General features: G+C 48.1%; 29 protein-coding genes. 18 read left to right on the forward strand and 11 right to left on the reverse strand.

The features are described 5' to 3' along the window. Nucleotides 1-13 precede the first annotated feature (13 nt). From HMPREF2551_RS01535 to HMPREF2551_RS01555, 5 genes are all read right to left on the reverse strand, one after another. Complete coding sequence (locus HMPREF2551_RS01535) at nucleotides 14-2,404, reverse strand: bifunctional acetate--CoA ligase family protein/GNAT family N-acetyltransferase (RefSeq protein WP_070836876.1); 2,391 nt, start codon at nucleotides 2,402-2,404, stop codon at nucleotides 14-16. Between the two features lie 55 nt (nucleotides 2,405-2,459). Further along, nucleotides 2,460-3,857: a HAMP domain-containing sensor histidine kinase gene (locus HMPREF2551_RS01540; RefSeq protein WP_070836877.1), complete on the reverse strand. Its 1,398-nt coding sequence runs from the start codon at nucleotides 3,855-3,857 to the stop codon at nucleotides 2,460-2,462. A 15-nt stretch (nucleotides 3,858-3,872) separates the two neighbouring features. Further along, nucleotides 3,873-4,550, reverse strand: a complete 678-nt coding sequence (gene misR, locus HMPREF2551_RS01545) for a two-component system response regulator MisR (RefSeq protein ID WP_003748666.1) — start codon at nucleotides 4,548-4,550, stop codon at nucleotides 3,873-3,875. Nucleotides 4,551-4,756: 206 nt separating this feature from the next. Beyond that, on the reverse strand, nucleotides 4,757-6,589 hold the full coding sequence (locus HMPREF2551_RS01550; protein WP_070836878.1) for a PglL family O-oligosaccharyltransferase: 1,833 nt from the start codon (nucleotides 6,587-6,589) through the stop codon (nucleotides 4,757-4,759). Next, a complete protein-coding gene (locus HMPREF2551_RS01555; RefSeq protein ID WP_049336736.1) occupies nucleotides 6,586-6,942 on the reverse strand; it encodes a DUF2069 domain-containing protein in 357 nt (118 codons plus the stop codon). Before HMPREF2551_RS01555 ends, HMPREF2551_RS01550 begins: the two co-directional genes overlap by 4 nt. 218 nt (nucleotides 6,943-7,160) lie before the next feature. On the opposite strand from HMPREF2551_RS01555, the gene hisC reads away from it, so the two are divergent. The 15 genes from hisC (at nucleotide 7,161) to HMPREF2551_RS01630 (ending at nucleotide 18,101) form a co-directional block, all read left to right on the forward strand. Beyond that, entirely contained in the window at nucleotides 7,161-8,246 is a 1,086-nt protein-coding gene (gene hisC, locus HMPREF2551_RS01560) for a histidinol-phosphate transaminase (RefSeq protein WP_070836879.1), read from the forward strand. Nucleotides 8,247-8,265: 19 nt separating this feature from the next. After that, the gene (gene hisB, locus HMPREF2551_RS01565; RefSeq protein ID WP_070836880.1) at nucleotides 8,266-9,222 is read left to right on the forward strand and encodes an imidazoleglycerol-phosphate dehydratase HisB; all 957 of its coding nucleotides are present in this window, start codon (nucleotides 8,266-8,268) and stop codon (nucleotides 9,220-9,222) included. Between the two features lie 169 nt (nucleotides 9,223-9,391). Further along, nucleotides 9,392-10,036, forward strand: a complete 645-nt coding sequence (hisH, locus tag HMPREF2551_RS01570; RefSeq protein WP_070836881.1) for an imidazole glycerol phosphate synthase subunit HisH — start codon at nucleotides 9,392-9,394, stop codon at nucleotides 10,034-10,036. A gap of 72 nt (nucleotides 10,037-10,108) precedes the next feature. Then, the gene (gene hisA / locus HMPREF2551_RS01575) at nucleotides 10,109-10,846 is read left to right on the forward strand and encodes a 1-(5-phosphoribosyl)-5-[(5-phosphoribosylamino)methylideneamino]imidazole-4-carboxamide isomerase (protein WP_070589522.1); all 738 of its coding nucleotides are present in this window, start codon (nucleotides 10,109-10,111) and stop codon (nucleotides 10,844-10,846) included. A gap of 164 nt (nucleotides 10,847-11,010) precedes the next feature. Further along, nucleotides 11,011-11,328 (forward strand): hypothetical protein, encoded by a 318-nt coding sequence (locus tag HMPREF2551_RS01580; protein ID WP_036493171.1) that lies wholly within the window; start codon nucleotides 11,011-11,013, stop codon nucleotides 11,326-11,328. A 40-nt stretch (nucleotides 11,329-11,368) separates the two neighbouring features. Beyond that, nucleotides 11,369-12,136, forward strand: coding sequence for an imidazole glycerol phosphate synthase subunit HisF (gene hisF / locus HMPREF2551_RS01585; RefSeq protein WP_003748652.1), 768 nt, complete (start codon nucleotides 11,369-11,371; stop codon nucleotides 12,134-12,136). A gap of 52 nt (nucleotides 12,137-12,188) precedes the next feature. Further along, nucleotides 12,189-12,587, forward strand: a complete 399-nt coding sequence (gene hisI, locus HMPREF2551_RS01590) for a phosphoribosyl-AMP cyclohydrolase (RefSeq protein ID WP_141745660.1) — start codon at nucleotides 12,189-12,191, stop codon at nucleotides 12,585-12,587. Between the two features lie 31 nt (nucleotides 12,588-12,618). Further along, nucleotides 12,619-12,942 (forward strand): phosphoribosyl-ATP diphosphatase, encoded by a 324-nt coding sequence (locus tag HMPREF2551_RS01595; protein WP_003679440.1) that lies wholly within the window; start codon nucleotides 12,619-12,621, stop codon nucleotides 12,940-12,942. 118 nt (nucleotides 12,943-13,060) lie between these two features. Then, nucleotides 13,061-13,384 (forward strand): histidine triad nucleotide-binding protein, encoded by a 324-nt coding sequence (locus HMPREF2551_RS01600; RefSeq protein ID WP_004519654.1) that lies wholly within the window; start codon nucleotides 13,061-13,063, stop codon nucleotides 13,382-13,384. Between the two features lie 41 nt (nucleotides 13,385-13,425). Further along, nucleotides 13,426-13,629, forward strand: coding sequence for a Sec-independent protein translocase subunit TatA (gene tatA, locus HMPREF2551_RS01605; protein WP_003679438.1), 204 nt, complete (start codon nucleotides 13,426-13,428; stop codon nucleotides 13,627-13,629). A gap of 3 nt (nucleotides 13,630-13,632) precedes the next feature. Further along, nucleotides 13,633-14,295 carry a Sec-independent protein translocase protein TatB gene (tatB, locus tag HMPREF2551_RS01610; RefSeq protein WP_070836882.1) on the forward strand — a complete coding sequence of 221 codons (663 nt, stop codon included), beginning with the start codon at nucleotides 13,633-13,635 and terminating at the stop codon, nucleotides 14,293-14,295. A 15-nt stretch (nucleotides 14,296-14,310) separates the two neighbouring features. Continuing rightward, nucleotides 14,311-15,087, forward strand: a complete 777-nt coding sequence (gene tatC, locus HMPREF2551_RS01615) for a twin-arginine translocase subunit TatC (protein ID WP_036493177.1) — start codon at nucleotides 14,311-14,313, stop codon at nucleotides 15,085-15,087. 72 nt (nucleotides 15,088-15,159) lie between these two features. Beyond that, the gene (gene nfsB / locus HMPREF2551_RS01620; protein WP_283122394.1) at nucleotides 15,160-15,813 is read left to right on the forward strand and encodes an oxygen-insensitive NAD(P)H nitroreductase; all 654 of its coding nucleotides are present in this window, start codon (nucleotides 15,160-15,162) and stop codon (nucleotides 15,811-15,813) included. A gap of 292 nt (nucleotides 15,814-16,105) precedes the next feature. Next, nucleotides 16,106-17,491 carry a GntP family permease gene (locus HMPREF2551_RS01625; protein ID WP_070836884.1) on the forward strand — a complete coding sequence of 462 codons (1,386 nt, stop codon included), beginning with the start codon at nucleotides 16,106-16,108 and terminating at the stop codon, nucleotides 17,489-17,491. A 91-nt stretch (nucleotides 17,492-17,582) separates the two neighbouring features. Further along, nucleotides 17,583-18,101, forward strand: coding sequence for a gluconokinase, GntK/IdnK-type (locus HMPREF2551_RS01630; protein ID WP_070836885.1), 519 nt, complete (start codon nucleotides 17,583-17,585; stop codon nucleotides 18,099-18,101). A gap of 59 nt (nucleotides 18,102-18,160) precedes the next feature. Here the strand turns inward: HMPREF2551_RS01630 and dtd are convergent, their stop codons facing one another. The 6 genes from dtd to HMPREF2551_RS01660 all read right to left on the reverse strand — a co-directional run bounded on the left by dtd (nucleotide 18,161) and on the right by HMPREF2551_RS01660 (nucleotide 21,564). After that, nucleotides 18,161-18,622 (reverse strand): D-aminoacyl-tRNA deacylase, encoded by a 462-nt coding sequence (gene dtd, locus HMPREF2551_RS01635; RefSeq protein ID WP_070836886.1) that lies wholly within the window; start codon nucleotides 18,620-18,622, stop codon nucleotides 18,161-18,163. A gap of 97 nt (nucleotides 18,623-18,719) precedes the next feature. Next, entirely contained in the window at nucleotides 18,720-19,484 is a 765-nt protein-coding gene (locus HMPREF2551_RS01640) for a peptidyl-prolyl cis-trans isomerase (RefSeq protein WP_070836887.1), read from the reverse strand. Nucleotides 19,485-19,529: 45 nt separating this feature from the next. Further along, entirely contained in the window at nucleotides 19,530-20,402 is an 873-nt protein-coding gene (locus HMPREF2551_RS01645; protein WP_070836888.1) for a peptidyl-prolyl cis-trans isomerase, read from the reverse strand. Between the two features lie 69 nt (nucleotides 20,403-20,471). Continuing rightward, nucleotides 20,472-20,744 carry a BolA family protein gene (locus HMPREF2551_RS01650; RefSeq protein WP_070836889.1) on the reverse strand — a complete coding sequence of 91 codons (273 nt, stop codon included), beginning with the start codon at nucleotides 20,742-20,744 and terminating at the stop codon, nucleotides 20,472-20,474. Continuing rightward, on the reverse strand, nucleotides 20,741-21,031 hold the full coding sequence (locus HMPREF2551_RS01655) for a YciI family protein (RefSeq protein ID WP_004519663.1): 291 nt from the start codon (nucleotides 21,029-21,031) through the stop codon (nucleotides 20,741-20,743). Before HMPREF2551_RS01655 ends, HMPREF2551_RS01650 begins: the two co-directional genes overlap by 4 nt. Then, nucleotides 21,031-21,564: a septation protein A gene (locus HMPREF2551_RS01660; protein ID WP_070836890.1), complete on the reverse strand. Its 534-nt coding sequence runs from the start codon at nucleotides 21,562-21,564 to the stop codon at nucleotides 21,031-21,033. Before HMPREF2551_RS01660 ends, HMPREF2551_RS01655 begins: the two co-directional genes overlap by 1 nt. Before the next feature lie 353 nt (nucleotides 21,565-21,917). On the opposite strand from HMPREF2551_RS01660, the gene HMPREF2551_RS01665 reads away from it, so the two are divergent. From HMPREF2551_RS01665 to HMPREF2551_RS01675, 3 genes are all read left to right on the forward strand, one after another. Then, a complete protein-coding gene (locus HMPREF2551_RS01665; RefSeq protein ID WP_083323091.1) occupies nucleotides 21,918-23,837 on the forward strand; it encodes a motility hub landmark protein FimV in 1,920 nt (639 codons plus the stop codon). A 233-nt stretch (nucleotides 23,838-24,070) separates the two neighbouring features. Next, nucleotides 24,071-24,916, forward strand: coding sequence for a tRNA pseudouridine(38-40) synthase TruA (gene truA, locus HMPREF2551_RS01670; RefSeq protein WP_070836892.1), 846 nt, complete (start codon nucleotides 24,071-24,073; stop codon nucleotides 24,914-24,916). A 314-nt stretch (nucleotides 24,917-25,230) separates the two neighbouring features. Then, the coding region (locus HMPREF2551_RS01675) for a porin (protein ID WP_143128505.1) at nucleotides 25,231-25,470 on the forward strand (240 nt) is incomplete at its 3' end.

Genomic DNA, 25,470 nt, shown 5'->3' on the forward strand with positions numbered 1-25,470 from the left:
GTTATGCAAGTTTTTATTTGTTTTTGTTGCTGTTTTGCCATTCGTTCAAATCGAGGCTGGCTTGATACAGGCCGCGGTCGGTTTCCGATGGGGTGACGGTAAATCCTGATTTTTCAGCGAGTTTGAGCATCGGTGTGTTTTCTTTGAGGATTTCCGCATTCATGGTTTGGTAACCTTGCTGTGTGGCAGTTTGGATAATCAGGCTCATCATTTTGCCTGCTAAGCCGGTTTTGCGTGCTTCAGGCGCTAAAGTAATGCCGAACTCGCACTCATTGCGATTGATGCGGCTGTAACGGCTGACTGCGACGATACGGCCGTCTGAAGCGAAGGCGGCCCACGCGCATTCGGTATGGAAATCGGGACGGGTCAATCGTGCGAGTGTGGGGAGCGGTAACTCGTTGGTATGGGTCATGAAACGAGTATAGCGGTCGGCTGCAGGTAATTGGCGGACAAATTTTTGTTTGGCTTCGGCATCTTCAGGCTCTAGTGCGCGAATGTGCAGGGTGTTGCCGTCGGGTAGGGTAAAGGTATCGGTTTGGTTCGGATAGGGTGCGAGTACGTTTTGTATCTCGGGCGTTTCGGTTTTAGGGTGTAGCAGTTCGGACGCGGCTTCGCCGGTGTTGCGTAGGAACTCGGCTGCGGCCGGATTTTTTTGTTGGAGGTAGGCGGCGGCACTTTGCATTTTAGCGGCGGCCTGTTCTAAGGTTTGGACCGCTTTTTTGGGGATTTTGGTTGTAGGTGCAACAGGTTTTCCCACGATTTCGGGAATGATGGCGCTGCTGTATTGGCTGCCGTTGTAGTTGAGGATAATTTCGCCGATATACTGGTTGTTGCGGATAAGCGTGTTTAGGGAATGTAGGAATTGATTGAGAACGGACGTGTTGTCAAGTTTCGCAAATTGGCTTAAACGCTGGATATCGAGTGTGGTAAATGGAGGTAATGCGGCTTCGGTTTGGCCGTTGTAATGGGCGGTAAGGATGTTGCCGTAAATGGCATGGCGGCTGAACCGGAACTGGACAGCATTGTGTTTTTGGGTTTGGCACGGAGGCAGGTATAGGGCTTCCGCCATCAGTTCGGTTTGGCCGGACGCAATGGCTTTATCGATACTTTTGCTTTTAGGTGTTTTCAGACGGCCTGTTTTGGCCGGGGCGGGGGTGTTTTGCGCTTGTTGTAAACAGGCGGTTTGATTACGGAAATAAAGTGTCAGCAAGGCTTCTTCCGGGATGTTGAACTGGGTTAGGCCGTCTGAAAAACGATGGCTGATGAGAATGGGCTTGCTGGTTTTTTGTGCTAAGTTATTCAGTGTTTGATGAATGCCGTACGCGTCCGGCGTATCCGGCGAAATAATGCCGAGCAGGGCTTGGGTGTGCGGATTTTGTAATTGTTCGAGTGCCAGGCGGTGGATGCGTGCAGGCGTGGGGTCGCTGCCGATGCAGCCTTGTTGGATAGATGGTGCGTCGGTTGGAAGGTTGAGGGTCAATTGGCAGGCATCGGCGGTGCTGCGCAGCCATTCTATCGGCGTATCGGACAAAATAGTGGGATGGGTAATGACGGGAATGCCGGAAAGATAGGCTTTTAAGGCTGCTTCGAGTTCGTTGATATTGAATACCGGCAGGAAGTTGCAATGGCGGCTGAGGCTGTGTAGGACGGCTTTGTCTGTGTCGTCGGTGTGGTGTGTGGACAACAGGATAAGCGGGGTGTGGCGTGTAAAGTGTCGGATAGCGCTGAACAGCTCGCGTTGGTTTTCGGCCGGATTGTAGTGGATGACGGCAACTTTGGTATGACGGTTGTGGCCGAAGCGGCTGAGCCAGTCGGCGGATGTGGTGGGGCTTAGGTTGTAGTTGAGGCTGATGTGGCGCGATACGCCTTGATGCATTGTGTTTAGCAGATGGTTGATGTTGCGGCTGACAGTGCTGTGGCCGGTGAGTAATGCGATATGGCCGGCCGGATAGTCAGCTTGGGTGCCAATATTGAGATTCAGTGAGGGGAGTTGGATGCCTGCGCTGTTGCACACGCTGATGTTTAATTCGTCGCCGTGATATTTTTGAATGATGGAACGGGCGTTTTTGCAGGATTCGGGCGGCAGGTTTTCCCAATCTTGGATCAGGATAATGTGGCGCAGGCCTTTTTTGCGGCAGGCTTTGAACAGTGTGTCGTAATGGTCGTGCGGGATGACGGCGACAACTAAGTCGGCCTGGCCTGGAATTTTGCTGAGACTGGAGTAGGAGGGGAGGCCGGCAACGCTGCTGTGGCGGAGATTGACGGGCGTGATTTTGCCTTGGTATGAGGAACCGAGCAGGTGGCTGAAAATGCGTTCGCCAAGGCTGTGAGGGCGTTCGCTGGCGCCGACAAGGATGATGTGTTCGGGCATGAAGAAGTAGCCGGTTTGGACGGTTGCATTCATGATGGTTCCTTATTTGTGTTTTGGGCCGTCTGAAGAGTTTCAGACGGCCTTATTTTTAGGCTTCTTTTTTGTCTCCGGCTTTCTTTTTGGGAAGGATGAAACGCATCCTCAGGCCGTTGGGTTTGATGTTTTCAGCAATGATTTTGCCGCAGTGCTGTTCCATGATGTGTTGCGTCAAGGCAAGTCCCAAGCCGGTGCCGGGTTTGTGTGCGCTGGAGTCGGCACGATAAAAGGCGGTAAAAATATGCGGAAGCTGCATTTCATCGACACCTGGGCCGTTGTCGGTAACATCGATGATCCAGTGTTTGCCGTCTTGTCCGATATGGGCCTGAATGGTACTGCCTTCCGGGCTGTAGTTGATGGCGTTGCGGATAACGTTGTCAAAGGCTCGGTACAAATAGCCTTCGTTGGCACTGATCACGGTATTTTCAGGGATTTTAGGGTCAATGCTTAGGGTAACGCTTTGATTGTTTTGGTGGGCAATGCTTTGGTTGTCCTCAATCAAGTTGGTCAGGAACGGAACGAGTTTGAGGTTTTCTTTTTCCAAAGGAATATTGGAGGTCTCCAGGCGGGAGAGGGTCAATAATTCACCTACCAAAGTATCCATGCGCACCAATTCGCCTTCAAGCCGTTTGAGGTATTGCTCTTGTTTTTGCGGCTGAGATTGAATCAGGCCGACAATTGCCTGCATGCGCGCCAGCGGCGAACGCATTTCATGAGAAACGTGGTGGAGCAAATGACGCTCTTTGGCCACAAGTTTTTCCAATTTTTCGGCCATTTTGTCGAACTGTACGGCAAGGTGGGACAATTCGTCGTCACGGTCGTCAACCTGCTGGGAAATGCGGGTTTCAAGTTCGCCGTTGGCTACCCTGTCCATGCCGCTGCCAAGAATTTTAATGGGCTTGGTGATGTTGTTGGCAAGGATATAAGCCATCAAGAGGCCGACGATGATGATGAAAGACAGAATGATAAATTCGTGCCAAATCGGCGAGAGCGGCAGGCCGGGAATGAAAAGCGGGCTGGGCAGGCGCTGGGCTTGATGGTTGTCCCAGCCTTTAATGAAGAAGAGGTATTCTTCGCCGAAACGGTCGTATTCGATGTGGGCTAAATCAGATTCGGGATTGTTGATGGCGAAGATGCGGGCGCGTTCGATGGACAGGCTGTCGATGTTGCGGCCTAAAATATCTTTTTTATCGTCGCCGGTAATCACATAAACGGCATTGGAAACCGGATTGTTTTTCCATTCCGAAAGAATTTCGCGCGCACCGCTGTCTCCGCGCGAGTTGAATGCGGAGATGATGCTGCTCATCAATGTGGTTTCGATGGTGCGGCGTTGGTTGAATTGGTTTTCGGCGAGGGTGTTTTGTACCAGCCAAAATGAAAAACTCGCCACAAAGATTGCGCAGACGATGACTGCGCAAAATGTGGCGAAGATGCGTTGAAACAGTTTCATTGATCTGTTTAATCTTTAGTTTTTAACAAACAGGTAGCCTAAGCCGCGTACAGTTTGAATCAGGGAGGCATCGCCCAATTTGTGGCGGATGCTGGAGATGTGTACGTCGATGCTGCGGTCAAATTTAGCCAGTTTGCGGTCAAGTGCCTCGATGGACAGGGTCTCTTTGCTGACGACTTGTCCGGCGTGGCGCATCAAAACTTCGAGCAGGTTGAATTCGGTGCTGGTCAATTCGAGCGGAGTGTCTTTGATGCTGGCTTGGCGTTTGGCCGGGTACAAAACGACGTCGCTGACGGAAATGCTGTTAGGCGCGTTGTTTTGTTCGTTGCTGTGTTGCGCACGGCGCAGGATGGCGTTGATGCGGGCCAAGAGTTCGCGCGGTGTGCATGGTTTCGGAACATAATCGTCCGCACCCATTTCCAGACCGATGATGCGGTCGATGTCGTCGCCTTTCGCGGTCAGCATGATGATGGGTACGGTGCTTTGGGTACGTACGTTTTTCAGTACGTCCAAACCGTTCATTTTAGGCATCATGGAGTCTAATACGACGACATCGTATTGTCCGGTCAGAATTTCTTGAACGCCGGCTTCGCCGTCGGGAACGCTATGAACGTTGAGGCCTTCGGCAGTCAGGTATTCGGTCAGCAATTCGGTCAAGAGAGCATCGTCATCTACGAGTAATACGCGACTCATGGAATTTCCTTTTCGTGATTGTATGCGCCGCGGTACTAAATGGCAGTACGGCGCTTAAAATAGAGTTGTGTTCAATCTTAACATGCAATCTGCTTTTGTTGATAGCGTAATTTTCTGTGCTTTTGCGCTTTTTTGCATAGAAACTCGCTGCTCTTTACATTTTCAGACGGCCTGTAAGGACAAACTGACAATTGGGTGTGTTTTGTTCAGGGTTTGTCGCATGATTGGGCGGTTTGGTGTTTCGGTGCATTGATGAAATCTTTGCAATCGGACAAAAGTTTGGGCAGTAAGGGGGCGAATGCCGGGTGGCTGCGTATTTTGTCGGCGTAGAAATACATCATATAAGGATAATAATATTGCACTGCCTGCATCCATTGCGCACCTTCTTCTTTTTTGCCTTGTCGGTAGAGGTAGAGGCCGACTTGATAGGCGCTGGAGTAGGGGCGGTAGGTCAGGGCTTTGAGTGCGGCTTCTTCCGCCCACGGACGGATGTAGGCATCGGTCGGGTCTGCACGTTTGCTCAAGCTCAAATCGGCGTAATAGGCAAGCATGGGGCTTTCTTTGGAAAGTCGTTGCAAGCCGTCGATTTTGTTTTGAACCGTTTGCTGATCATCGGTTTTCCCTACACGGCTATATTGGGTCAGATTTTGATATTCCCAGCTGAGGTTTGCCATGCCGATTAAAATCGATAAAGCGGCTATGCCGCCTGCCCATTGTCTGATTCGGGTAGATAAAGGGCCGTCTGAAACATCTTTCGGATAAGAGGGTGTCAACGACAGAATCAGGCTGAATACGGTGAGGAAGTAAATATACCAAAGCGGATATTCAAGCATGCTGTGGCAAAGGCTGACGGCGGCGGCAGTCAGTAAAAACAGCGAGGCCGGTGTTTGGTTGCGGCCCAACAGTCGCCACACGGCTGCAAGCAGGGTTAAGGCTGCGAGCAAGGTGCCGGCAATGCCCATTTCGGACAATAACTGCATAACGATGTTGTGCGAATGGGTGAACAGTACGCCAAGGATGTTGTTGGGGAAGTATTGTTGTTGGGCATTGATCAAGAAGGTTTGTTGGGCAAAACTGTTCCAGCCGTGGCCGAACCAAGGTGCGGATTGAAAGGCAATCCATGCCTTGCTCCATTCAATTTGGCGCATGGAACCTTCAAAACCGCTGGTGCCTGCGCGTTCGACAGCGGTTTCGTATTTGACGTTGCCAAACAAGTCCAACAGGCTGCCCATACCGAATTGGAAAGCGGCGGCCAGGATGGCGGTCAGGAGAAAAATGCACAGTGCGCGTTTGTGTTGGAAACGGGTACGCCAAAACCATAACGGCGTAATCAGGAATAGGGCGGCAATGTAGCCTAAGATGGTGCGCGAGTTGACAAGGCCGAGGGTTGCAGTCAAAGCCAATACGAACAGAAAACCTGCTGCATTGGACATTTTGCGTGCCGTCCATAAATAGGACGCCGCCAAAATGCCCCACATTAAATAATGTCCCAAGTGGTTGCGCTGGCCGAGTTGGCCGTTTACGGTGCCGTTGCTTCGGGCAATAATGCCGTTCAACCATTCTACGTTGGACCAGCCTTTAAATTGCAGCCAGACGATGGCGGCCTGTATGGTGGCCCCTATCAATAAAGACCAAGCAAAGATGCTGACGATGCGTTCCTGTCCGTAAGCTGCTACCCAGCCGCGAACCGACCATGCGCCCAGTGCCAAAATGACAAAGGTCCAGGCAGTGATGTCGCTCATACCGGGGTAGGTGGAATGCATGAGGCGCGCTTGGAGCGACCAGAATGCGGCCATGGCAAACAAACCGATACTGAGTGCGGGAAGGCGGATATTCAGCAGGCCTTTGTGTGCGCTAATCAATGTCAGTACCAATGAGCCGCTCAGTGAAATGGCTTCCAGATAAAAGCTGGGCAATGGGCCGACTCGGTAGAGTGAAAGAAAAGGGATGGCGCAAATCCAAAGAAAACTGAGCCATAAAGGCCAAAAGGTTTTTACTGAAGATTCGGCCAGGCCGTCTGAAAGTGTGTGGTAGGTCATTTTGATGTGTGTTTTTGTTGTTTAATAAATGCAAGGCAGCCGAGGAAAAAGGCAATGCACAATAATACGGAAACAGCGGCGCAAATTCGGCTGGCGACGGCTGTGTCAGCCAGGCGCATACAGGCTTCGGCAAAGTAAATCAGAATCAGCATGGAGCTGTATTGATAAGTGTAGATGCGTTTTTTCAAAATGCCGGTCAACGGCAGGCACAGCGGCAGGGCTTTCAGTGCCAGCCATGAGCCGCCTTCGCGCAATGGCGCGATCCACAATTCCCATGACAAGGAAAGCAGAATCAGCAGGATAAGGCTTATAGATGTTGCAAGATAAGGTAATGGGGAGCGTGTATTGTTCACAATATTGAGGGCATAAAGCCGTACTGGAAAACTTAAAATTATACCGCTAAAAAGGCGGGGTAAGCCAAGAATATTGCTTAAAGATGCTGAAGAAAGGATTTATTGTTTTTTCTTCAAACGAATGAAACTTTATTTTGTTTTATAGTCTTATTAATATATATATTTAATAAAGATTGTGCTATTATTCTAAATACTTTATCTCAGGAGGATAGAAAACCATGAATCGCGTTGCTGATGTTATCCGTGATGATATTAAAGTAATGACAGCCTATCAGGTTGCCGATTTGCCGGAAGGTTTTATTAAGTTGGACGCCATGGAGTGTCCGCATCATCCTTTCGCCGGATATGAATCTTTGTTGTCAAAATGGGCGGATATAGTGAAAGAAGCACCGATTCATTTGTATCCTCATACGGCCAAGAGCGGGATTTATGAAGAATTAAGGGAAGTCTTCGGTATTCCTGGCAAGGCGGAAATCGCATTGGGTAACGGCTCCGACGAGCTTATCCAGTTTTTGACTATGCTGGTTGCCAAACCAAATGCGCGTGTATTGGGTATTGAGCCAAGTTTCGTTATGTATCGTCATAATGCCGCACTTTATGGCATGGAATATGTCGGCGTCCCCTTAAATCCGGATTTCTCTTTAAATCTTCCTGCCGTTTTGTCTGCGATAGAGCAACATCAGCCGTCATTAATTTTTATTGCCTATCCCAATAACCCTACCGGTGTGTGCTTTAAGCGGGAAGAAGTAGAGGCGGTCATTCGTGCGGCAACCGGCATTGTGGTTATCGATGAGGCATATGGTGCGTTTCATCATGACAGTTTCCTTCCGTGGGCGGGCGAAGTCGAAAACCTGGTCGTAATGCGCACCATCAGTAAAATCGGCTTTGCCGGCTTACGGATGGGGTATGCGGTGACAAGCCCAAGCATTATGGGTGAACTGGCCAAAATCCTTCCGCCTTACAATATGAATCAATTAAGCTTGGCGGCGGCAAAATTCTCATTGAAGCATCATCCAATCATTCAGCAAAACATTGATACATTAAAAAATGAGCGTTCGCGCGTGATGAATGAATTGTTGAAATTAAACCGTTTGGAAGTTTTTCCGAGCGAAGCTAACTTTATTACCGTTCGCGTACCTGATGCGAACGAGCTGTTTGAAACATTGAAGCAAAACCGCATACTGATTAAAAAACTGCATGGCAGCCATCCGCTTTTGGATCAGTGTGTCCGCATAACCATAGGCTCGGCAGCGCAAAATGATGCCGTCTTGGCGGTTATTAGAAACCTTTACCCCAATCTTTGATTTCAAGGAAACTACCATTATGAACAAAGCTCAACTGCATTTGACCAATTTTCTGTTACTGGTTGAAGAAGCCGGCTCATTAACCAAGCTTGCACGTGCTTGCGGTTATGAAAACTCCGCCTCTTTGTCTCAGCTCAAACGCCGTTTGGAACAACAAGCAGGCGATGAGTCTGCACGCGGCATTCGTCCGAGCCTGGCTGCGAAGTTGGAATCCGGCATGCACAAACGCAAAGGCTGGTTGAACCGTGATCACAGCAAAGACCAAGAAAAAGCAGCAGCGGTTGAAGCGGCGCGTTTGGAAAAACAAACTGTCGAAGCAGCCGAAGCTGGTGTTTCAAATGAAGGCCGTTTTGTTACCGTTACCCGCAATACCAGCGAAACCCAAATCACCATCAGCCTCAATCTTGACGGTACCGGTAAATACCGCTTGGATACCGGCGTTCCTTTCCTTGAACACATGCTTGCCCAAGTAGCGCGTCATGGTTTGATTGACTTGGATATTACCTGCAAAGGCGATTTGCACATTGACGACCATCACACGGTTGAAGACATCGGTATCGTATTGGGTCAGGCTCTGAAACAGGCGCTTGGCAATAAAGCCGGCATTACCCGTTATGGCCATGCCTATGTTCCGCTGGATGAAGCGTTGAGCCGTGTAGTCATCGACCTTTCCGGCCGCCCTGGCTTGGTGTACAGCATCGACTTTACCCGTGCTCTGATCGGCCGTTTTGATGTTGATTTGTTTGAAGAATTTTTCCACGGCCTTGTGAACCACAGCATGATGACCTTGCACATCGATAACTTGAGCGGCCGTAATGCGCACCATCAAGCCGAGACTGTTTTCAAAGCCTTCGGCCGCGCATTGCGCATGGCGGTCGAATACGATCCGCGTATGATGGGTCAAACGCCTTCTACCAAAGGCACGCTGAGCGAAGAGTCTGTTCAAGAAGAAGCAGAAGCCGCATCTGAAGAATAAGGCATCGTGTGAGTGAATAAAGGCCGTCTGAAACCGATTGGGATTTCAGACGGCCTTTTATTATTTGTCTTGTATATCAACAATATTTTGTTTTAAACCATCTTTTGCTACAATCATTCTTATTATTATATTAATCATTAAATGTTTTCAGACGGCTTGAGGAGAAGCAATGAAAGTAGCGATTGTCGATTATGGAATGGGAAACCTGCATTCAGTATTGAAATCTGTTCAGGCGGCGCAGGTTTTGTCTGACAAACATGCCGAGGTTTATCTGACTTCGCGGCCCGAAGAGGTGATGGCGGCAGATAAGGTTATCTTTCCGGGGCAGGGTGCCATGCCGGATTGCATGTCAGCGCTGAAGGCAAGCGGTTTGGGCGAGGCAGTTTCAGACGGCCTGAAAAACAAGCCGTTTTTTGGCATTTGCGTAGGTGCGCAATTATTGTTTGAACACAGCGAAGAAGGCGATACAGATGGTTTGGGCTGGTTTGAAGGGCAAGTAAAACGGTTTTTGCCCAATCAAACCGATACACAAGGAGGCCGTCTGAAAGTGCCGCATATGGGTTGGAATACAGTGCGCCAAACCCGTCCGCACCCTTTATTTCAAGACATTGGGCAGAACGAGTATTTTTATTTTGTTCACAGCTATTATTTTGCGCCGAAAAATGAAGAGATTGTTTTAGGCGTCAGCGAATATCCGAATGAATTTGCCTGCATTGTCGGTAAGGACAATGTGTTTGCCACACAGTTCCACACGGAAAAAAGCCATCAGGCAGGATTGTTGCTGCTGCGTAATTTTTTAAATTGGCAGATTTGAGGCTTTAACATAAATCTACTAAAAATCGCTAATTTGTGTAAAATATACTGAAATTGAGTAGAGGAGAAAAAAATGCTGTTGATACCTGCCATTGATTTGAAAGAAGGACGCTGTGTTCGCTTAAAACAAGGCTTGATGGAGCAGGCGACGGTGTTTTCTGACTCGCCGGCAGAGATGGCTTTGCATTGGCGCAATCAAGGCGCACGCCGTTTGCATTTGGTTGATTTGAACGGCGCATTTGCAGGCGTTCCTCAAAATTTTCCGGCGATTAAAGAAATTTTGGCCGCCGTGGCTAAAGATATTCCGGTACAGCTTGGCGGCGGTATCCGTGATTTGGGAACCATCGAAAAATATTTGGATTTGGGGCTGACCGATGTAATTATCGGTACGGCCGCGGTGAAAAATCCTGAATTTGTACGCGAAGCATGTAAGGCATTTCCGGGGCAGATTATTGTCGGCTTGGATGCCAAAGACGGTATGGTGGCGATAGACGGTTGGGCAACAGTAACGGAGCACCATGTCGTCGATTTGGCCAAGCGTTTTGAAGACGATGGCGTCAACAGCATTATTTATACCGATATCGGCCGCGACGGCATGATGAGCGGCGTGAATATTGAAGCTACCGTCAAATTGGCTCAATCAGTGAATATCCCGATTATCGCTTCCGGCGGCTTGACGAATTTGGACGATATCCGCGCATTGTGTGCCGTTGAAAAAGAGGGTGTGAGCGGTGCAATTACCGGCCGCGCAATTTATGAGGGAAGTATTGATTTCGCACAGGCGCAAAAACTGGCCGATTCTTTGGCTTAAATGTGTCGGATTATGCGGATAAGACCTTGCAGGCCATTAAAACGCAGCGGCTGACGCAGCACACAAAAATGCACTCAAAGGGATTGCCTGTATAGGTCATGGGTTTATATCTGTTTGAAATAATTATAAAAATAACCCAATCGATATTTTATTAAGGGATTAGTATGCTTGAAGCGTTTGTTTTGGGTTTTTGGATTATCTGGTCATCCGACCGAGAAGTGTATCCGCTAAGCGAAAGTTTGTGGTTTACACTGATTGCAGTGATATTGCGGCAGCTGACGGCGTTTGATTTGCCGATTATCGATACCTATTGGATGATTTTCAACGGGATAATATGGGCATTTGCCGGGTTGATTTTCGCCATTGTTGGCCGTATCGACAGCAATTTTATTATTTCCTGCGTGTTGGCGATGATGGCCGGTATCGGTTATTTTCAATTGTTGCAACATTTGCCGGATTGGTTGGGCAAATTTTTGGCCTGACGGTTTCAGACGGCCTGATAACGGATAAGAGGTATTGGGTATGGCATTGGCAAAACGAATTATTCCTTGTCTGGATGTAAAAGACGGCCGCGTGGTAAAAGGTGTCAACTTTTTGGGTTTGCGCGATGCGGGCAATCCGGTTGACGTTGCCAAACGTTACAATGATGAAGGTGCGGATGAATTGACCTTTTTGGACATCACCGCTTCCAGCGACAATCGCGATACTATTTTGCACGTTATCGAGGCGGTCGCTTCGCAAGTTTTTATTCCATTAACCGTCGGCGGCGGTGTGCGTACGGTTGCCGATATCCGCCGCCTGCTCAATGCCGGTGCCGATAAGGCCAGCATCAATACGGCTGCCGTAACCAATCCTGATTTGGTCAACGAAGCGGCCGGTTTTTTTGGTTCTCAGGCGATTGTCGTTGCCGTGGATGCCAAAGCGGTCAACCCTGAAAACACCCGTTGGGAAATCTTTACCCACGGTGGACGTAATCCGACCGGTTTGGACGCGGTGGAATGGGCTGTCGAAATGCAGCGGCGCGGCGCAGGCGAGATTTTGCTGACCAGCATGGACCGGGACGGCACCAAGCAAGGTTTCAACCTGCCGTTGACACGCGCGGTCAGCGAAGCGGTCGATATTCCGGTCATTGCTTCTGGCGGCGTCGGTTCGGTTCAACACTTGGTGGACGGTATTAAAGAAGGGAAGGCCGATGCGGTATTGGCCGCCAGTATTTTCCACTTTGGCGAAGCGAGTATCCGCGAAGCAAAACTGGCCATGCGCGAAGCAGGAATCGAAGTGCGTTTGTGATTGCTACCCAAAGGCCGTCTGAAAAATATGGGAGAAAACGTGAATGTCAAACATAAACGAAACGCTGCTGAATGCCGTAAAATTTGATGAAAAAGGTTTGGTTTGCGCCATTGCCCAAGATTGGCAGACACACCGTGTGCTGATGGTCGCCTGGATGAACGCCGAAGCCCTGCAAAAAACCGTAGAAACCGGTTTTGCCCACTATTACAGCCGTTCCCGCCAAAAACAATGGATGAAGGGCGAAGAGTCCGGGCATACGCAAAAAGTACACGAATTGCGCCTGGATTGCGATGGCGACGCTGTGGTTATGTTGATTGAACAAAACGGCGGCATTGCCTGTCATACCGGGCGTGAAAGCTGCTTTTACAAAGTTTGGCAAGAGGGTGCATGGCAGACAGTGGATGCCGTGTTGAAAGACGAAGAAGCGATTTACGGACATAAACATCCTTAAGGCCGTCTGAAAGAAATAAGAGAAACCGACCATGACCGATACCATCCTTACCCAAATCCAAAACGTCATCGATTCGCGCAAAGGCGGCGATCCCGATGCTTCTTACGTTGCCCAACTGTTGCACAAAGGCGAAGACAAGATTTTGAAAAAAGTCATCGAGGAAGCGGGTGAAACCTTGATGGCCTCTAAAGATGGCGGTGGCGAACATTTGGTTTACGAAGTGGCGGATTTGTGGTTTCACACCATGGTTTTATTGGCGCATCACGGATTGCGCGCCGAAGATGTGGTCAACGAGCTTGCGCGCCGTCAAGGTTTGTCGGGATTGGTGGAAAAAGCTTCTCGCAAAGAATCTTGAATTTATATTACAATCCCGTATTTGACCTGTTTCAGAATCCGTCTCTTGGGGCAAAAACGATTTCACTTTGTTTGGCGAAACCCGTTGTACCCGTTTTCAGACGGCCATTGGAGCCATTATGGATAATTGTATTTTCTGCAAAATCGCCACCAAAGATATTCCGGCACAAACCGTTTACGAAGACGATGAGATGCTTTGTTTTAAAGACATCCGTCCCGCCGCGCCGGTACATCTGCTGCTGATTCCGAAAGTGCACTTCGATTCACTGGCACACGCCACTGCCGAACATCAAACCCTGTTGGGCAAAATGATGTTGAAAGTCCCTCAAATCGCCCAAGAGGCAGGTTTGACTGACGGTTTCAAAACCCTGATCAACACAGGCAAAGGCGGCGGACAGGAAGTCTTCCACCTGCATATCCATATCATGGGTACGCCCGCATAATTATTATCTCTTTTTAAATTAAACAAATTCAAGGATTTATCATGGGTAGCTTCTCTCTTTGGCACTGGATTATCGTACTGATTATCGTCGTTTTGGTATTCGGTACCAAAAAATTGCGCAACGTCGGCAAAGACCTCGGCGGTGCAGTGCATGACTTCAAACAAGGCCTGAACGAAGGTACAGACGGCAAAGATGCCAAAAAAGACGAAGTCATCGAACACAAAAAAGACGAAGACAAAGCATAATCCATGTTTGATTTCGGTTTGGGCGAATTGCTGCTGGTCGGCGTTGTCGCCCTGATAGTGTTAGGCCCCGAACGTCTGCCGCAAGCCGCGCGCACGGCCGGGCGTTTGGTCGGTAAATTGCAAGGCTTCGTCAACAACGTCAAGCAGGAGCTCAATACTCAGGCTGAGTTGGACGAATTGCGCAAAGTCAAGCAGGAATTTGAAGCCGCCGCTTCGGAGTTTCGCGACGGTATCAAAGACTTGGGCGACGATGCACAAAAAAATCTGAATGATATTTCAGACGGCCTCAAGCCTTGGGAGCGCCTGCCCGAACAAAAAACGCCAGCTGATTTTGGTGTGGACGAGTTCGGTAATCCTCTGCCTGATTTGGTGCCAAGCAGCACTGAAAATGAAAGTGCGGCCCAAGTTTCTGAAGAGGGTGGGGCAGCGCAAACCCAAGAGCCTGCCGGGGCTGAAAATGCCGAGTCCGAGCAAGACCGCGCTTGGCGTGAGTATTTGACCGCATCGGTTTCCCCCGCTCCGGCGGTTGAAATCAGCTATGTCGAAGCTCCTGTTGCCGATGTTCCTCCGCTGCATACGACATCTCTGCGTAAGCAGGCGATGAGCCGCAAACGCGATATGCGCCCGAAATTCCACGCCAAACCCAAACTGCGCGTCCGTAAGTAAAAAGTGAGTCAACCGGTGTCCGAACCTCAACACGAACAACCCGTCCAACCGCTTATCGAGCATCTTCTCGAGCTGCGCCGCCGCATGATGTGGATCGTCATCGGCATCGTCGTCTGCTTCTTGGGCATGATGCCGTTTGCCCAGCAGCTCTATACTTTTGTTGCCGAACCATTGATGGCCAATCTGCCTAAAGATACCAGCATGATTGCGACCGATGTGATCGCGCCGTTTTTTGTGCCGGTCAAGGTTACCTTGATGGCAGCGTTTCTGCTGTCCTTGCCGCACACGCTGTATCAAGTCTGGGCGTTTGTCGCCCCGGCCTTATACCAAAACGAAAAACGTTTGATTACGCCGCTGGTGTTGTCCAGTGTAACGCTTTTCTTCGTCGGTATGGCGTTTGCCTATTTTCTGGTGTTTCCGGTTATTTTCAAATTCTTGGCCGGTGTAACCCCTGTCGGCGTCAATATGGCGACCGATATCGACAAATACCTGTCCTTTATTTTGGGCATGTTTGTCGCATTCGGTACGACGTTTGAAGTGCCCGTTGTTGTGGTGTTGCTTGCAAAAATGGGCATTGTTTCGACCGCTCAGCTTAAGAACGCCCGTCCGTATGTTATCGTGGGTGCGTTTATCGTGGCCGCAATCATCACGCCACCTGACGTAATTTCTCAAACTCTGCTTGCCGTTCCGCTGATTCTGCTCTACGAAGCAGGTATTTGGTTCAGCCGTTTTGCCAAGGCCAAAACGCAGCAGGAAGATGAGGATAAACCGCAACCGCCGGCGGAAATTTGAGAATAAAGGCCGTCTGAAGGATTTTTCAGACGGCCTTTGTGTTTATGACAGTTTTAAATTTTAAGGAGCAACATGATGAATGTTCAGGAAATTGTACAAAAACGTTACAGCACCAAATCTTTTGATGCCTCCAAAAAAATTTCAGCCGAAGATTTTGCTCAAATCGAAGCAGCACTGCGCTACAGTCCTTCCAGCGTCAATATCCAACCTTGGCATTTTGTGATTACGGATAATGAAGCAGGGAAAGCACGGGTAGCCAAATCTGCAGAAAATTTTCCGTACAACCTGCCCAAAATCATCAACGCTTCACATGTAATCGTATTTGCGACGCGGGTGTATGCCGATGATGACTATTTGGCAGGCGTGTTAGAACAGGAAGATAAAGACGGACGTTTTGCTACGGCCGAAAATAAGCAAATGGGCGATAATGCGCGCCGCACTTTCTTGGGTATCCATCGCAAGCAAATGCAAGACGAAACCCAATGGTTGTCGAGACAAGTTCATATTAATTTGGGCTTCACCCTGTTTGCCGCCGCGGCCTTGGGGGTGGATGTCGTTCCGTTGGAAGGGGTGGATATGGCTGTTTTGGATCAAGAATTTGGTTTGGCTGAAAAAGGTTATCGTGCTGTTGCCGTTGTTGCATTGGACTATCGCGCCGAAGATGATTTTAATGCCAAATTGCCGAAATCACGTTTGGAAAACGAGGTAATTTTTACTAAGGTATAACCGAGGGGCTTGGTTTCAGATCTTTGAAAAAGCCATCTATCTCTATCTTATTGAGAAGCATAATGTCAGGCCGTCTGAAAATAAACTACTTTTCAGACGGCCTTTTTATTGTTCTTGTTTTTCTTTGTCCTCCTTATTTTTCAAGCATCTTACAAAAAGAGTTTGGAAAAATAGGTGTTTATATTTTGGCCGGATTCAGCCGTACGATTTCATGGATAAATGTGTTATTGTATTCATATATGTTAAAAAACATTAATAAATTTGTATTTTTCTTACAGAGAAAGGCTTCAAAATGGATGGTTGGACTCAAACGCTGAGTGCCGGCACTTTGCTCGGTATTGCGGCGGCAGCAATTTTGCTGATTTTGATTTTAATTGTGAAACTGCGTGTTCATGCTTTGCTGACGCTGGTATTGGTCAGCCTGCTGACTGCTATCGTAACAGGCCTGCCTATGGGTAGTATCGTTAATGATGTGTTGGTCAAAAATTTTGGCGGCACGCTCGGCAGCGTGGCGTTGCTGGTCGGTTTGGGCGCAATGCTCGGCCGTTTGGTGGAAACTTCCGGCGGTGCCCAGTCTTTGGCGGATGCGCTGATTCGGATTTTTGGTGAAAAACGTGCGCCGTTTGCCTTAGGCGTGGCTTCTTTGATTTTCGGTTTTCCGATTTTCTTTGATGCCGGCTTGGTGGTGATGTTGCCGATTGTGTTTGCAACGGCACGCCGCATGAAGCAAACTGTTTTGCCCTATGCGTTGGCATCTATTGGCGCATTTTCCGTCATGCACGTCTTCCTGCCGCCTCATCCCGGCCCGATTGCCGCTTCTGAATTTTATGGTGCAAATATTGGTCAACTGCTGATTTTGGGTTTGCCGGTTACCTTGATTACTTGGTATTTCAGCGGCTATTTATTGGGTAAAGTTTTGGGTCGCAGCATTCATGTGCCCGTTCCTGATCTGCTCAGCGGCGGTACGCAAGATAACGACCAACCGAAAGCGCCTGCAAAAGCATCTACAGTCATCGGCATTATGCTGATTCCTATGTTGTTGATTTTCTTGAATACTGGTTTATCTACTTTGATCAGCGAGAAAATGGTCAGTGCGGATGAAGGCTGGGTGCAGTTTGCCCGAATGCTCGGTTCGACCCCGATTGCTTTGCTGATTTCTGTTTTGGTGGCCCTGTATATATTGGGTAGCAAACGTGGCGAAAAAGCCAGCGCTTTGGAGAAAACTATTGATGGCGCATTGGGTCCGGTTTGTTCGGTTATTTTGATTACCGGCGCAGGCGGTATGTTCGGCGGCGTATTGCGTGCTTCCGGTATCGGTAAGGCTTTGGCCGACAGCATGGCGGACTTGGGTATTCCTGTTTTACTGGGATGTTTCTTGGTGGCTTTGGCTTTGCGTATTGCGCAAGGTTCTGCGACTGTTGCCCTGACTACCGCTGCCGCATTGATGGCACCGGCCGTTGCGGCGGCAGGTTTCAGCGATTGGCAGATTACTTGCGTGGTATTGGCGACGGCGGCAGGTTCCGTCGGTTGCAGCCACTTTAACGACTCAGGCTTCTGGCTTGTCGGCCGTCTGTTGGATATGGATGTGCCGACGACCTTGAAGACATGGACGGTCAACCAAACACTTATCGCACTCATCGGTTTTGCTTTATCGTCAGTGTTGTTTATTTTGGTTTAATCGAAAACGGCCGGCGGATAGTGTTTTTGAGATAATACAATCCGCCTGTTTTCAAATGCCGTTAAAATCCAGATAAACAAGGAGTAGAAAAATGACGACACATTTTGTCATGATGGGCGTGTGCGGTTGCGGTAAAACCACGGCCGCACTCTCGTTGCAAAAATATCTTGATCAATGTCCCTATGCCGAAGGCGATGATTTCCATACTCAAGCCAACCGCGACAAAATGGGTGCCGGTATTCCGCTGACGGATGAAGACCGTTACCCATGGCTGGGCAATTTGCGTGACTGGATGACGGAGCAAGAAAAAAACGGGGAAAAATATTCCATCGTTACTTGTTCCGCACTCAAGCATCACTATCGCGATATTCTGCGTGGTACGGAAGGGAAGGTGGCTTTTATTCATCTGACTCCACCTCAAGCAATCAATCTCGAGCGTATGCTGTCGCGTCAGGGGCATTATATGAAAGCCGGAATGCTGGATTCGCAGCTGGAGATTTTGGAAGAGCTGGGTGCGGATGAGTACGGCGTTAAAATCGATAATCCGGGTTCGCCTGAAGCCGTTGAGGCAGATATTGTGAACTGGGTAAAAGCGCAAGGCTTGATTTAGTGATGAACAGAAATGAAAAGGCCGTCTGAAATATTTCAGACGGCCTTTTTCGATGGGATTTAGAATGTTTTTTGCGAGTCAAGCAATAAGGTAACCGGCCCGTCATTGCAAAGGGAAACCTGCATATGGGTTTGGAATCTGCCGGTTTCGACAGTCAGTCCATGTTCGCGCAAAAGTTGTGCGGTGTATTGATAGATTTTATCCGCTTGTTCAGCAGGGGCGGCATTGGAGAAGGACGGACGGCGGCCGCTGCGCGCATCGGCGTAAAGGGTAAACTGGGAAACCAGTAATATCGAGCCGCCGACATCTTTGAGCGATAAATTTAATTTGCCGTTTTCGTCTTCAAAGATACGCAGGTTGGCGGTTTTGTCCGCAATGTATTTGGCGTCTGCTTCCGTGTCGGCGTGGGTAACGCCGAGCAATATCATAAATCCGTTGTCGATTTTTCCGCAGGTTTCGCGGGAGTTTTCGGACAAAACGTCAACTTTGGCTTGGGTAACTTTTTGAATAACGGCGCGCATGATGTTTTGAATAAAAGAAGTTTGTGAAAAAGGGCGTAAAAGACACGCCCTTTGGGTTGGAGTATGGTTTCAGACGGCCTGAAACCATTGAATCAATTTACGGATTAATGCCGTTTTCTTTTAAGATGCGTTCGATCTGATTATTAACTTTTTGCCGTTTAACTGCTTGGGCAATTTGGTTGCGTACCAGCTCGAAAGGTTCGGCATTCGGATCATGCTCTACCGCGCTGAGTTTGAACAGATAAAAACGGTTTTCCATCTGAATCGGCTCATGCGTTACGTCGCCCCGGGTCATGTCGGCAAAAGCAACGGCCAGTTGGGGAGGAAGCTGTTGCGGAGAAATGAAGCCATCAAATTCTTGTTCTGGGTTAGGATAGCGCTTCATCAGCTCTTCGAATGACAAGCCTTTGAGCAGCAGTTCTTGCGCGGCGCGTACTTCGTCGGCTGAGGCAAAGCTGACTTGTTGCAGCTTGATAATGCGTGTTTGCTGGTCGTAGAAACGGCGCAACTCGGCATCGTCAACTGCGGTTTGACGTTCTAGATAAGTGGCGTATTGGTTGGCATAGAACTCAGCTTCAACGTTTTTGAACTGATTCTGCACTTCCGTATCTTTGTCCAAACCAGCTTTGAAGGCTTCATTTTTCAAGATTTCCAAAGTCTGCAAGCGTGTAACCACATCTTTGCGGATTGCCTGACCATCGGGTTTGGCAGTCTGGTTGGGATGCTGGTCGGCCTGTCTCAATACTTCGGCAACCATGCTGTCGATGCGGGCAGGATCGATATCAGGCGCTTTGGCGGTTGCCAAACCGATCGTTGACAGGGTAAGGATGGCCAAAACGGCAGTTTTGGGCTTGATGTTCATGTGGATTCCTTATTGCCCGCCGCTATAAACGGCGGGCACGTTATATTACTTGTTGACTTTGATGCTGGCTTTTTTCAGCAATGATTGAATGGCCGCATTGACACGGGCACCCTGTAAATCGCTGCCAATCTCGTTTTTAGAGGCTTCGTAAGAAGGTACGGTAACGTTACGGCGGTCATTGACATAGAAGACGGCATACAGATTACCGTTTTGTAGCGGCGTTTTAGTGTGCGCGCCTTTTTTCAGGTCTTTGACGGCTGCATAAAGCGGAGGTGCTGATTCTTGTAAATCTTTGAGCGGAACATAAGCTTTAGGGATGCCGCCGGCTTTTTTGGCTGCTTCATCAATTGAATATTGGTTCAATACCGAAGCAAAGCTTTTTTTCGCGTCCAAATCGGCAATGGCTTTTTGGGCGTTGCTGCTGCTGTCGGTCACGATTTCGCCCAGTTGGACTTCCTGAGTACCTTTATAGAAGTTGCTGAAGTCGTTGTAAGCGGCTTTGACATCTTTTTCTTGGACAGGATATTGACGGACGATATGCGCTGCGAAGGCTTGGCCTAACAAATCATTTTCGAAAACTGCCCATTCGGTTTTGAATGTGGCTTTTTTATCTGCACCTTGCTTGGCGGCATCGGCACGCGCTTGCTCCAATGCAGTTTTGAATTCAGCGCTTTGATCCAGTTTTAATTTTTTAGCTTCTTGGGTAACAACAGTGCTGATAACTTGGCGTTCAGTCAGCATTTGACGCAATTCAGGAGTGTCTTGAACGTTCGGGTTGCTGGCGCGTACGGAAGCAACTTGGTCATCGATAACGCTGCTGTCGATGGCTTGACCGTTGACGGTAACCAAAGTTTGGGCAAACAGGGTGCCGGTAGTCAGGGCAAGCATCAAGGCTGAAGCAAAGTAGGTTTTTTTCATCGTGTTTCTCGTTTAAATTAATGATTAAAAATAAATTAATGATTGGAAATCAAAGTTCGGGCAGTAATCTTAATGGAAGTATTCGTCCGGCGTGGCCGCTTTGATACTGAGTGCATGAATCAGGCCGTCTGAAAACAAGTCTTGTAAAAGCTGCTTAATCATACGTTGCCGCTCGAGGCGGCTAATGTTTTCAAATGCGTTGCTGACCACCAATATCGCATAATGCCCGCCGCCTTTATTACCGGCATGGCCGGCATGCAGATGGCTTTCATCTTCAAAATCGAAGAACTCAGGCTCAAGCGTCCGCAGGCGTTCCTCAATCATTTGACGCATATTGCTCATTTGAACACGGCTTTAAAGGGTTTAATCAATACTTCTGCGTATACGCCGGCATCGACGTAAGGGTCTTGTTCTGCCCATTCTTGTGCGGCGTCCAAAGACTCAAATTGAGCCACAATCAGGCTGCCGGAGACGCGTTCCGGATTATCTGGTAAAGGATTGGGGCCTGCAGTCAGCAGACGGCCTTGCGCTTTCAATTCTTCCAAGCGTGCCAAATGAGCAGGGCGGGCCGCCATGCGTGCTTCGTGGACATCTTCGGCATCAGTGGCCAAAAGCATGAAATATTCCATTATTGATCCTCCTTAGGCTGGAAACGCATCAGATACATACCCTGTGCGATGGAAAAAATGATTGTGAAACCCAATGTGCCGAACAGTTTGTAATTGACCCATTGGTCTGGAAAATACGTAAAGACAAAGAGGTTGGCCGCACCCATAAAAATCAGGAAGCCAATCCATGCATAAGTCAGGCGCGTCCATACAAAATCAGGAAGCTGCATTTCTTTACCCATCACGGCTTTTAGCCCGTTTTTACCGGCAAGATGACTAAACAGCATGACGATCGCGCCGATCCAAAACAGAACGGTCGGTTTCCACATGATGAAGCGGTTGTCTTTCAGTAAAATCGTTGCACCGCCAAAAAAGACAATCAAAATCAGGCTGATCCATTGCATGGTGTCCAGCTTGTGGTGTTTCCAAAAGGTCAGTGCAGCTTGGGCAATGCCGACTACAACCGCAACAGCCGTTGCGGCAATCATGTCTTTGGTGATGATGTATGTAATGAAAAATAAGAATACGGCGAATAAGTCGCTCAAAACTTTCATATGTTAATGATGAAACTAATTGAGTAAATGCTAATCATACAGGCAGATGTGTTTTTTTGCACCTTCCCTCATGACTTTAATGCCGCATATATTTATATAAAATATTTGTTTTGGGTCGGAGAAATTTGTAAAAAAGAAACACAAGCATGCAAAAGTAATAGATTTACCAAGGAATTTCAGGCTGAATAGCCTGTATTGCTTGGCAGAAATGGGTTAAAAATATATCATGACGTAATATCTAGTAAATATATGGTTAAATGCGCGCACATTGGTCAGTACCATAATTTCCGAACAGGGGATCAGTTTTGAAAAAACATCACAATATTAAATTAATTACAGCTTCGATCGCTTTAATGACATCGCTCAGTGCTTCAGCAGGTTTGGGCGGCTTGAATGTCCAATCTCATCTGGGCGAACCTTTTACAGGCAGTATTACCGTAACAGGCGAGGAAGCCCAGGCCCTGCTTAACGGCGGCAAGGCCACTATTTCAAATGGCAATTTGCGCGCGGCAGTACGCAAATCAGGCGATAAGGCGGTCGTTACGATTCGTTCTTCCAAAGCCATTAAAGATCCTGTTTTGGTTTTCCAAGTAGGTGTTGGCGCGCAATCGCGTGAATACACTGCCATCATCGATCCGGCCGGATACGACGCTAAAGATGCGGCATCCGTCCGCACCCGTCAGGCTGCCGAATCTCAATCCTTCGAGCCGACGCGCAATGTCCAACAGCCTGTAACAAAAAACAATAAAGCAGCAGGCAATCAGGTAGCTCAAGTGCGTAAAGATGCGCAACGTAAGGCTGAGAAAAAACAAGTTCAGACAGCCTCCGTTAAAAACGATACGGCCGTACGTTCAGGCAGGCAGCATTTGGTACGTACGGGTGAAACCCTGATTGCCATCGCGTCCAGCATCCGTCCGCAGGGTATGACCTTGGATCAAACCATTCAGGCTTTGGTAAATGCCAATCCGGATGTGTTTATCGATAACAATGCCAACCGTATGTTGGCAGGTAAAGTACTGAATATTCCAAATCGTAGCGAATTGCAACGCTTGGCTGCATCTGCGCCTGTTAAAGCCGATACGGCGCCGGAAAAAGGCAATGAAGCCGCCAATACAACAGAAGCTAAAACAGAAAAACCTGTTACTCAGCCTGATGCTCAGACTGAAACTCAGGTTAAAGATGCCGGCGCAAATCCTCAGCAACAGGAAGAAGTGAAACAAGCTTCAGCTGCGCAAACAGAGCAAGCAGCATCTGCGGCTGTCAATGAGAATGCAGCATCAGCAGCTCCTGCTTCCGATGTTCAAGATGTTATGGCTTCCGATAACCAAGAGAATGTATTGGCTTCAGAACCTGTTGCTACGACTGATTCTGCTGCAGAGCCGGCAGAAAATGAATCAGACGGCAATTTGTGGAAATGGTTGTTGGCAGGCGGCGCAGCCCTTATTGCTGCTTGGTTGTTGTTGAGAGCTGCCGGTAAACGTAAAGATGAGCCGAAAGCCGCGCCTGCAAGTCGTAAGGATGAAGAAAAGCCTGTACAGAAAAGTGCTGCTGCTTCAGCTGCTGCTGCGGTTGCCGCAAGCAAAGTAACGCCGTCTGAAAAAACTCAAGAAGGTTTGCTTGTCGAAGATGATTTTGAAGATGATGTCGTTATCAATGAAGTAGAAGAATCTTCCAATGTTGACGATGTCAAACTCGACTTGGGTAAGATTGACCATAGTCAGACAGGCATTCTTTCCAGTGCAGTAACGCATGATGCAGAAACAGAGCAACGTCGTCATGCGGATTGGGACAATATCGAGTCAACAGAAAGCGTGTACGAACCTGAGCCGGAAAATCCGTATCAGCCGGTATCTGTTGTTATGCCTGAGCGAAATGAAGAGCCGCTAGAGTTTACAGTAGAAACGCCTGAAAATTCAGACGACCATGTGCTGCCATTTGATGTCAAGCAAGATCAGGACGTGCAAATTCAAGAAACCAAAGAAGAAGCAGAGAAGGAAGAAGCTGCTTCCGAGTTTGTGATTGAAGAAGGTGCATTGGAATGGGAGGCTGAAGATGTTTCAGTGGCTGCCGATAAAAGCAATAGCGAAAGAGGCTTTGTTTCAGAATCAGTCGGTATGACTGCTCCGCTCGAGGCTAAATATGATTTGGCTAAGATGTATATCGAGATTGGTGATCCTGAGGCAGCCCGAGAAACATTGCAAGGGCTGATTGAAGAAGCTGAAGGCGATATTCTATATAAAGCCCAAAAACTGATGAAAGAACTTGGCGCATAAGTGTCAGTCAAATGAAGATGCCGTTTCAGACGGCATCTTTTTTATGGTAAATTAAAAGATGAGATTTGGGCCGAATCCATTTTTAGATATGACAGTATTGCATGGCAGTTCTATATGGTGGGCGAAGATAAAGGCCGTCTGAAATATATGATGAGAGGCGTGTGATGATCACGCCTTTTAATATTTGTTATTTGAGCGTGGATAACAATATCAATTTATAAGAAGTATCAAAAATGACCGAACAAACGAATACAACAGGACGTTCCGTTCAGCGTTGGGCTTTAACCCTCTCTTATGACGGAAGCCGTTTTTATGGCTGGCAAAAACAGGCAGGAGATTTGCCGACTGTTCAGACGGCCTTAGAGCAGGCATTAACTTCAATAGCAGGAGAGCGGATTAATACGATTGTTGCGGGAAGGACGGATACGGGCGTGCATGCGACAGCTCAGGTTGTACACTTTGATACATCTGTAAGCCGTCCGGAGCAAGCGTGGGTGCGTGGAGTCAATGCGCATTTGCCTGACGGTGTGGCTGTATTGTTTGCGCAAAAAGTTGCACCGCATTTCAATGCCCGATTTGATGCTTATGGTCGGCATTACCGTTATTTGCTGGAGTCATCTCCGGTTCGCTCTCCGTTGTTGGTCGGCAGGGTGGGGTGGACGCATTTGAAATTAGATTTAAATTTAATGAGGCAGGCTGCTGCTTTATTGGAGGGTGAACATGACTTCTCCAGTTTTCGTGCGGCTGAGTGCCAGGCAAAATCGCCTATAAAAACGCTATATAGGGCAAGTATTAGTGGGACTCCTCATTATTTGTGCCTTGATTTGCATGGAAATGCATTCTTGCATCATATGGTGCGGAATATCATGGGTGCATTGGTATATGTGGGAAGTGGCAGGATCAGTGTGGATGAATTTCAGTCAATCTTTCATGCAAGAAGCAGATTGAAAGCGCCTCCGACTTTTATGTCTGACGGCCTGTATTTGACAGGTGTTGATTATCCTGATGAGTTTGGGGTGGTAAAACTGCCTCTGCCTGAGTGGATGAATGTTTCGGGTAACGTTTTTCAGACGGCCTAATTGACGGATTGTTGGTATAAAAGCAACAAAATAGCGTGATTGATGTGTAAATTAATAAAGTGTTGTAAAAATGCACAACTGGTTTTAAAAGAAATTTATCATTGATTTTAAATAATAAATTTCCTTTTTTTAGGCTGTGTTTGCCTTTACTGGGTTTCAAGGGTGGTGGGGGTGGATTGAATAAAGTTTGTTTTTTTAGAGAGGAGCAATTATAGTAACAGTCATGGAATCGCTGATTCCAGCGATAATGTAAGCCTAAGCGGATTGTCCGGTCTGCTTAAGTTATTTCTTCACAATAGAAAAGGAATACAGCAATGAAAAAATCTCTGATTGCTCTGACTTTGGCAGCTCTGCCTGTTGCAGCTATGGCTGATGTGACTCTGTACGGTCAAGTTAAAGCCGGCGTTGAAATTTCTAAAGTAAAAGTGGGTAAAGCTACTTCTAAAACTGCTACTGAGATTGCTGACTACGGTTCTCGCATCGGTTTCAAAGGCCACGAACACTTGGGTAGCAACCTGAACGCTATCTGGCAAGTTGAACAAAACACTTCTATC

It is taken from the genome of Neisseria sp. HMSC066H01 (genome assembly GCF_001837375.1).
In the GTDB taxonomy this organism is placed as follows: Bacteria; Pseudomonadota; Gammaproteobacteria; order Burkholderiales; family Neisseriaceae; genus Neisseria.

What these genes read in the sequence shown, in the direction of transcription:
- hisA (WP_070589522.1), top strand. Translation starts at nt 10,109, where the DNA reads ATGCTGTTGATACCTGCCATTGATTTGAAAGAAGGACGCTGTGTTCGC.
- HMPREF2551_RS01665 (WP_083323091.1), top strand. Translation starts at nt 21,918, where the DNA reads ATGACATCGCTCAGTGCTTCAGCAGGTTTGGGCGGCTTGAATGTCCAA.
- HMPREF2551_RS01535 (WP_070836876.1), bottom strand. Translation starts at nt 2,404, where the DNA reads ATGAATGCAACCGTCCAAACCGGCTACTTCTTCATGCCCGAACACATC.
- nfsB (WP_283122394.1), top strand. Translation starts at nt 15,160, where the DNA reads ATGATGAATGTTCAGGAAATTGTACAAAAACGTTACAGCACCAAATCT.
- hisB (WP_070836880.1), top strand. Translation starts at nt 8,266, where the DNA reads ATGAACAAAGCTCAACTGCATTTGACCAATTTTCTGTTACTGGTTGAA.
- HMPREF2551_RS01645 (WP_070836888.1), bottom strand. Translation starts at nt 20,402, where the DNA reads ATGAAAAAAACCTACTTTGCTTCAGCCTTGATGCTTGCCCTGACTACC.
- HMPREF2551_RS01600 (WP_004519654.1), top strand. Translation starts at nt 13,061, where the DNA reads ATGGATAATTGTATTTTCTGCAAAATCGCCACCAAAGATATTCCGGCA.
- HMPREF2551_RS01630 (WP_070836885.1), top strand. Translation starts at nt 17,583, where the DNA reads ATGACGACACATTTTGTCATGATGGGCGTGTGCGGTTGCGGTAAAACC.
- HMPREF2551_RS01625 (WP_070836884.1), top strand. Translation starts at nt 16,106, where the DNA reads ATGGATGGTTGGACTCAAACGCTGAGTGCCGGCACTTTGCTCGGTATT.
- HMPREF2551_RS01540 (WP_070836877.1), bottom strand. Translation starts at nt 3,857, where the DNA reads ATGAAACTGTTTCAACGCATCTTCGCCACATTTTGCGCAGTCATCGTC.
- truA (WP_070836892.1), top strand. Translation starts at nt 24,071, where the DNA reads ATGACCGAACAAACGAATACAACAGGACGTTCCGTTCAGCGTTGGGCT.
- HMPREF2551_RS01595 (WP_003679440.1), top strand. Translation starts at nt 12,619, where the DNA reads ATGACCGATACCATCCTTACCCAAATCCAAAACGTCATCGATTCGCGC.
- tatB (WP_070836882.1), top strand. Translation starts at nt 13,633, where the DNA reads ATGTTTGATTTCGGTTTGGGCGAATTGCTGCTGGTCGGCGTTGTCGCC.
- HMPREF2551_RS01650 (WP_070836889.1), bottom strand. Translation starts at nt 20,744, where the DNA reads ATGAGCAATATGCGTCAAATGATTGAGGAACGCCTGCGGACGCTTGAG.
- tatA (WP_003679438.1), top strand. Translation starts at nt 13,426, where the DNA reads ATGGGTAGCTTCTCTCTTTGGCACTGGATTATCGTACTGATTATCGTC.
- misR (WP_003748666.1), bottom strand. Translation starts at nt 4,550, where the DNA reads ATGAGTCGCGTATTACTCGTAGATGACGATGCTCTCTTGACCGAATTG.
- hisH (WP_070836881.1), top strand. Translation starts at nt 9,392, where the DNA reads ATGAAAGTAGCGATTGTCGATTATGGAATGGGAAACCTGCATTCAGTA.
- HMPREF2551_RS01655 (WP_004519663.1), bottom strand. Translation starts at nt 21,031, where the DNA reads ATGGAATATTTCATGCTTTTGGCCACTGATGCCGAAGATGTCCACGAA.
- HMPREF2551_RS01580 (WP_036493171.1), top strand. Translation starts at nt 11,011, where the DNA reads ATGCTTGAAGCGTTTGTTTTGGGTTTTTGGATTATCTGGTCATCCGAC.
- dtd (WP_070836886.1), bottom strand. Translation starts at nt 18,622, where the DNA reads ATGCGCGCCGTTATTCAAAAAGTTACCCAAGCCAAAGTTGACGTTTTG.
- hisF (WP_003748652.1), top strand. Translation starts at nt 11,369, where the DNA reads ATGGCATTGGCAAAACGAATTATTCCTTGTCTGGATGTAAAAGACGGC.
- HMPREF2551_RS01640 (WP_070836887.1), bottom strand. Translation starts at nt 19,484, where the DNA reads ATGAACATCAAGCCCAAAACTGCCGTTTTGGCCATCCTTACCCTGTCA.
- HMPREF2551_RS01550 (WP_070836878.1), bottom strand. Translation starts at nt 6,589, where the DNA reads ATGACCTACCACACACTTTCAGACGGCCTGGCCGAATCTTCAGTAAAA.
- hisC (WP_070836879.1), top strand. Translation starts at nt 7,161, where the DNA reads ATGAATCGCGTTGCTGATGTTATCCGTGATGATATTAAAGTAATGACA.
- HMPREF2551_RS01660 (WP_070836890.1), bottom strand. Translation starts at nt 21,564, where the DNA reads ATGAAAGTTTTGAGCGACTTATTCGCCGTATTCTTATTTTTCATTACA.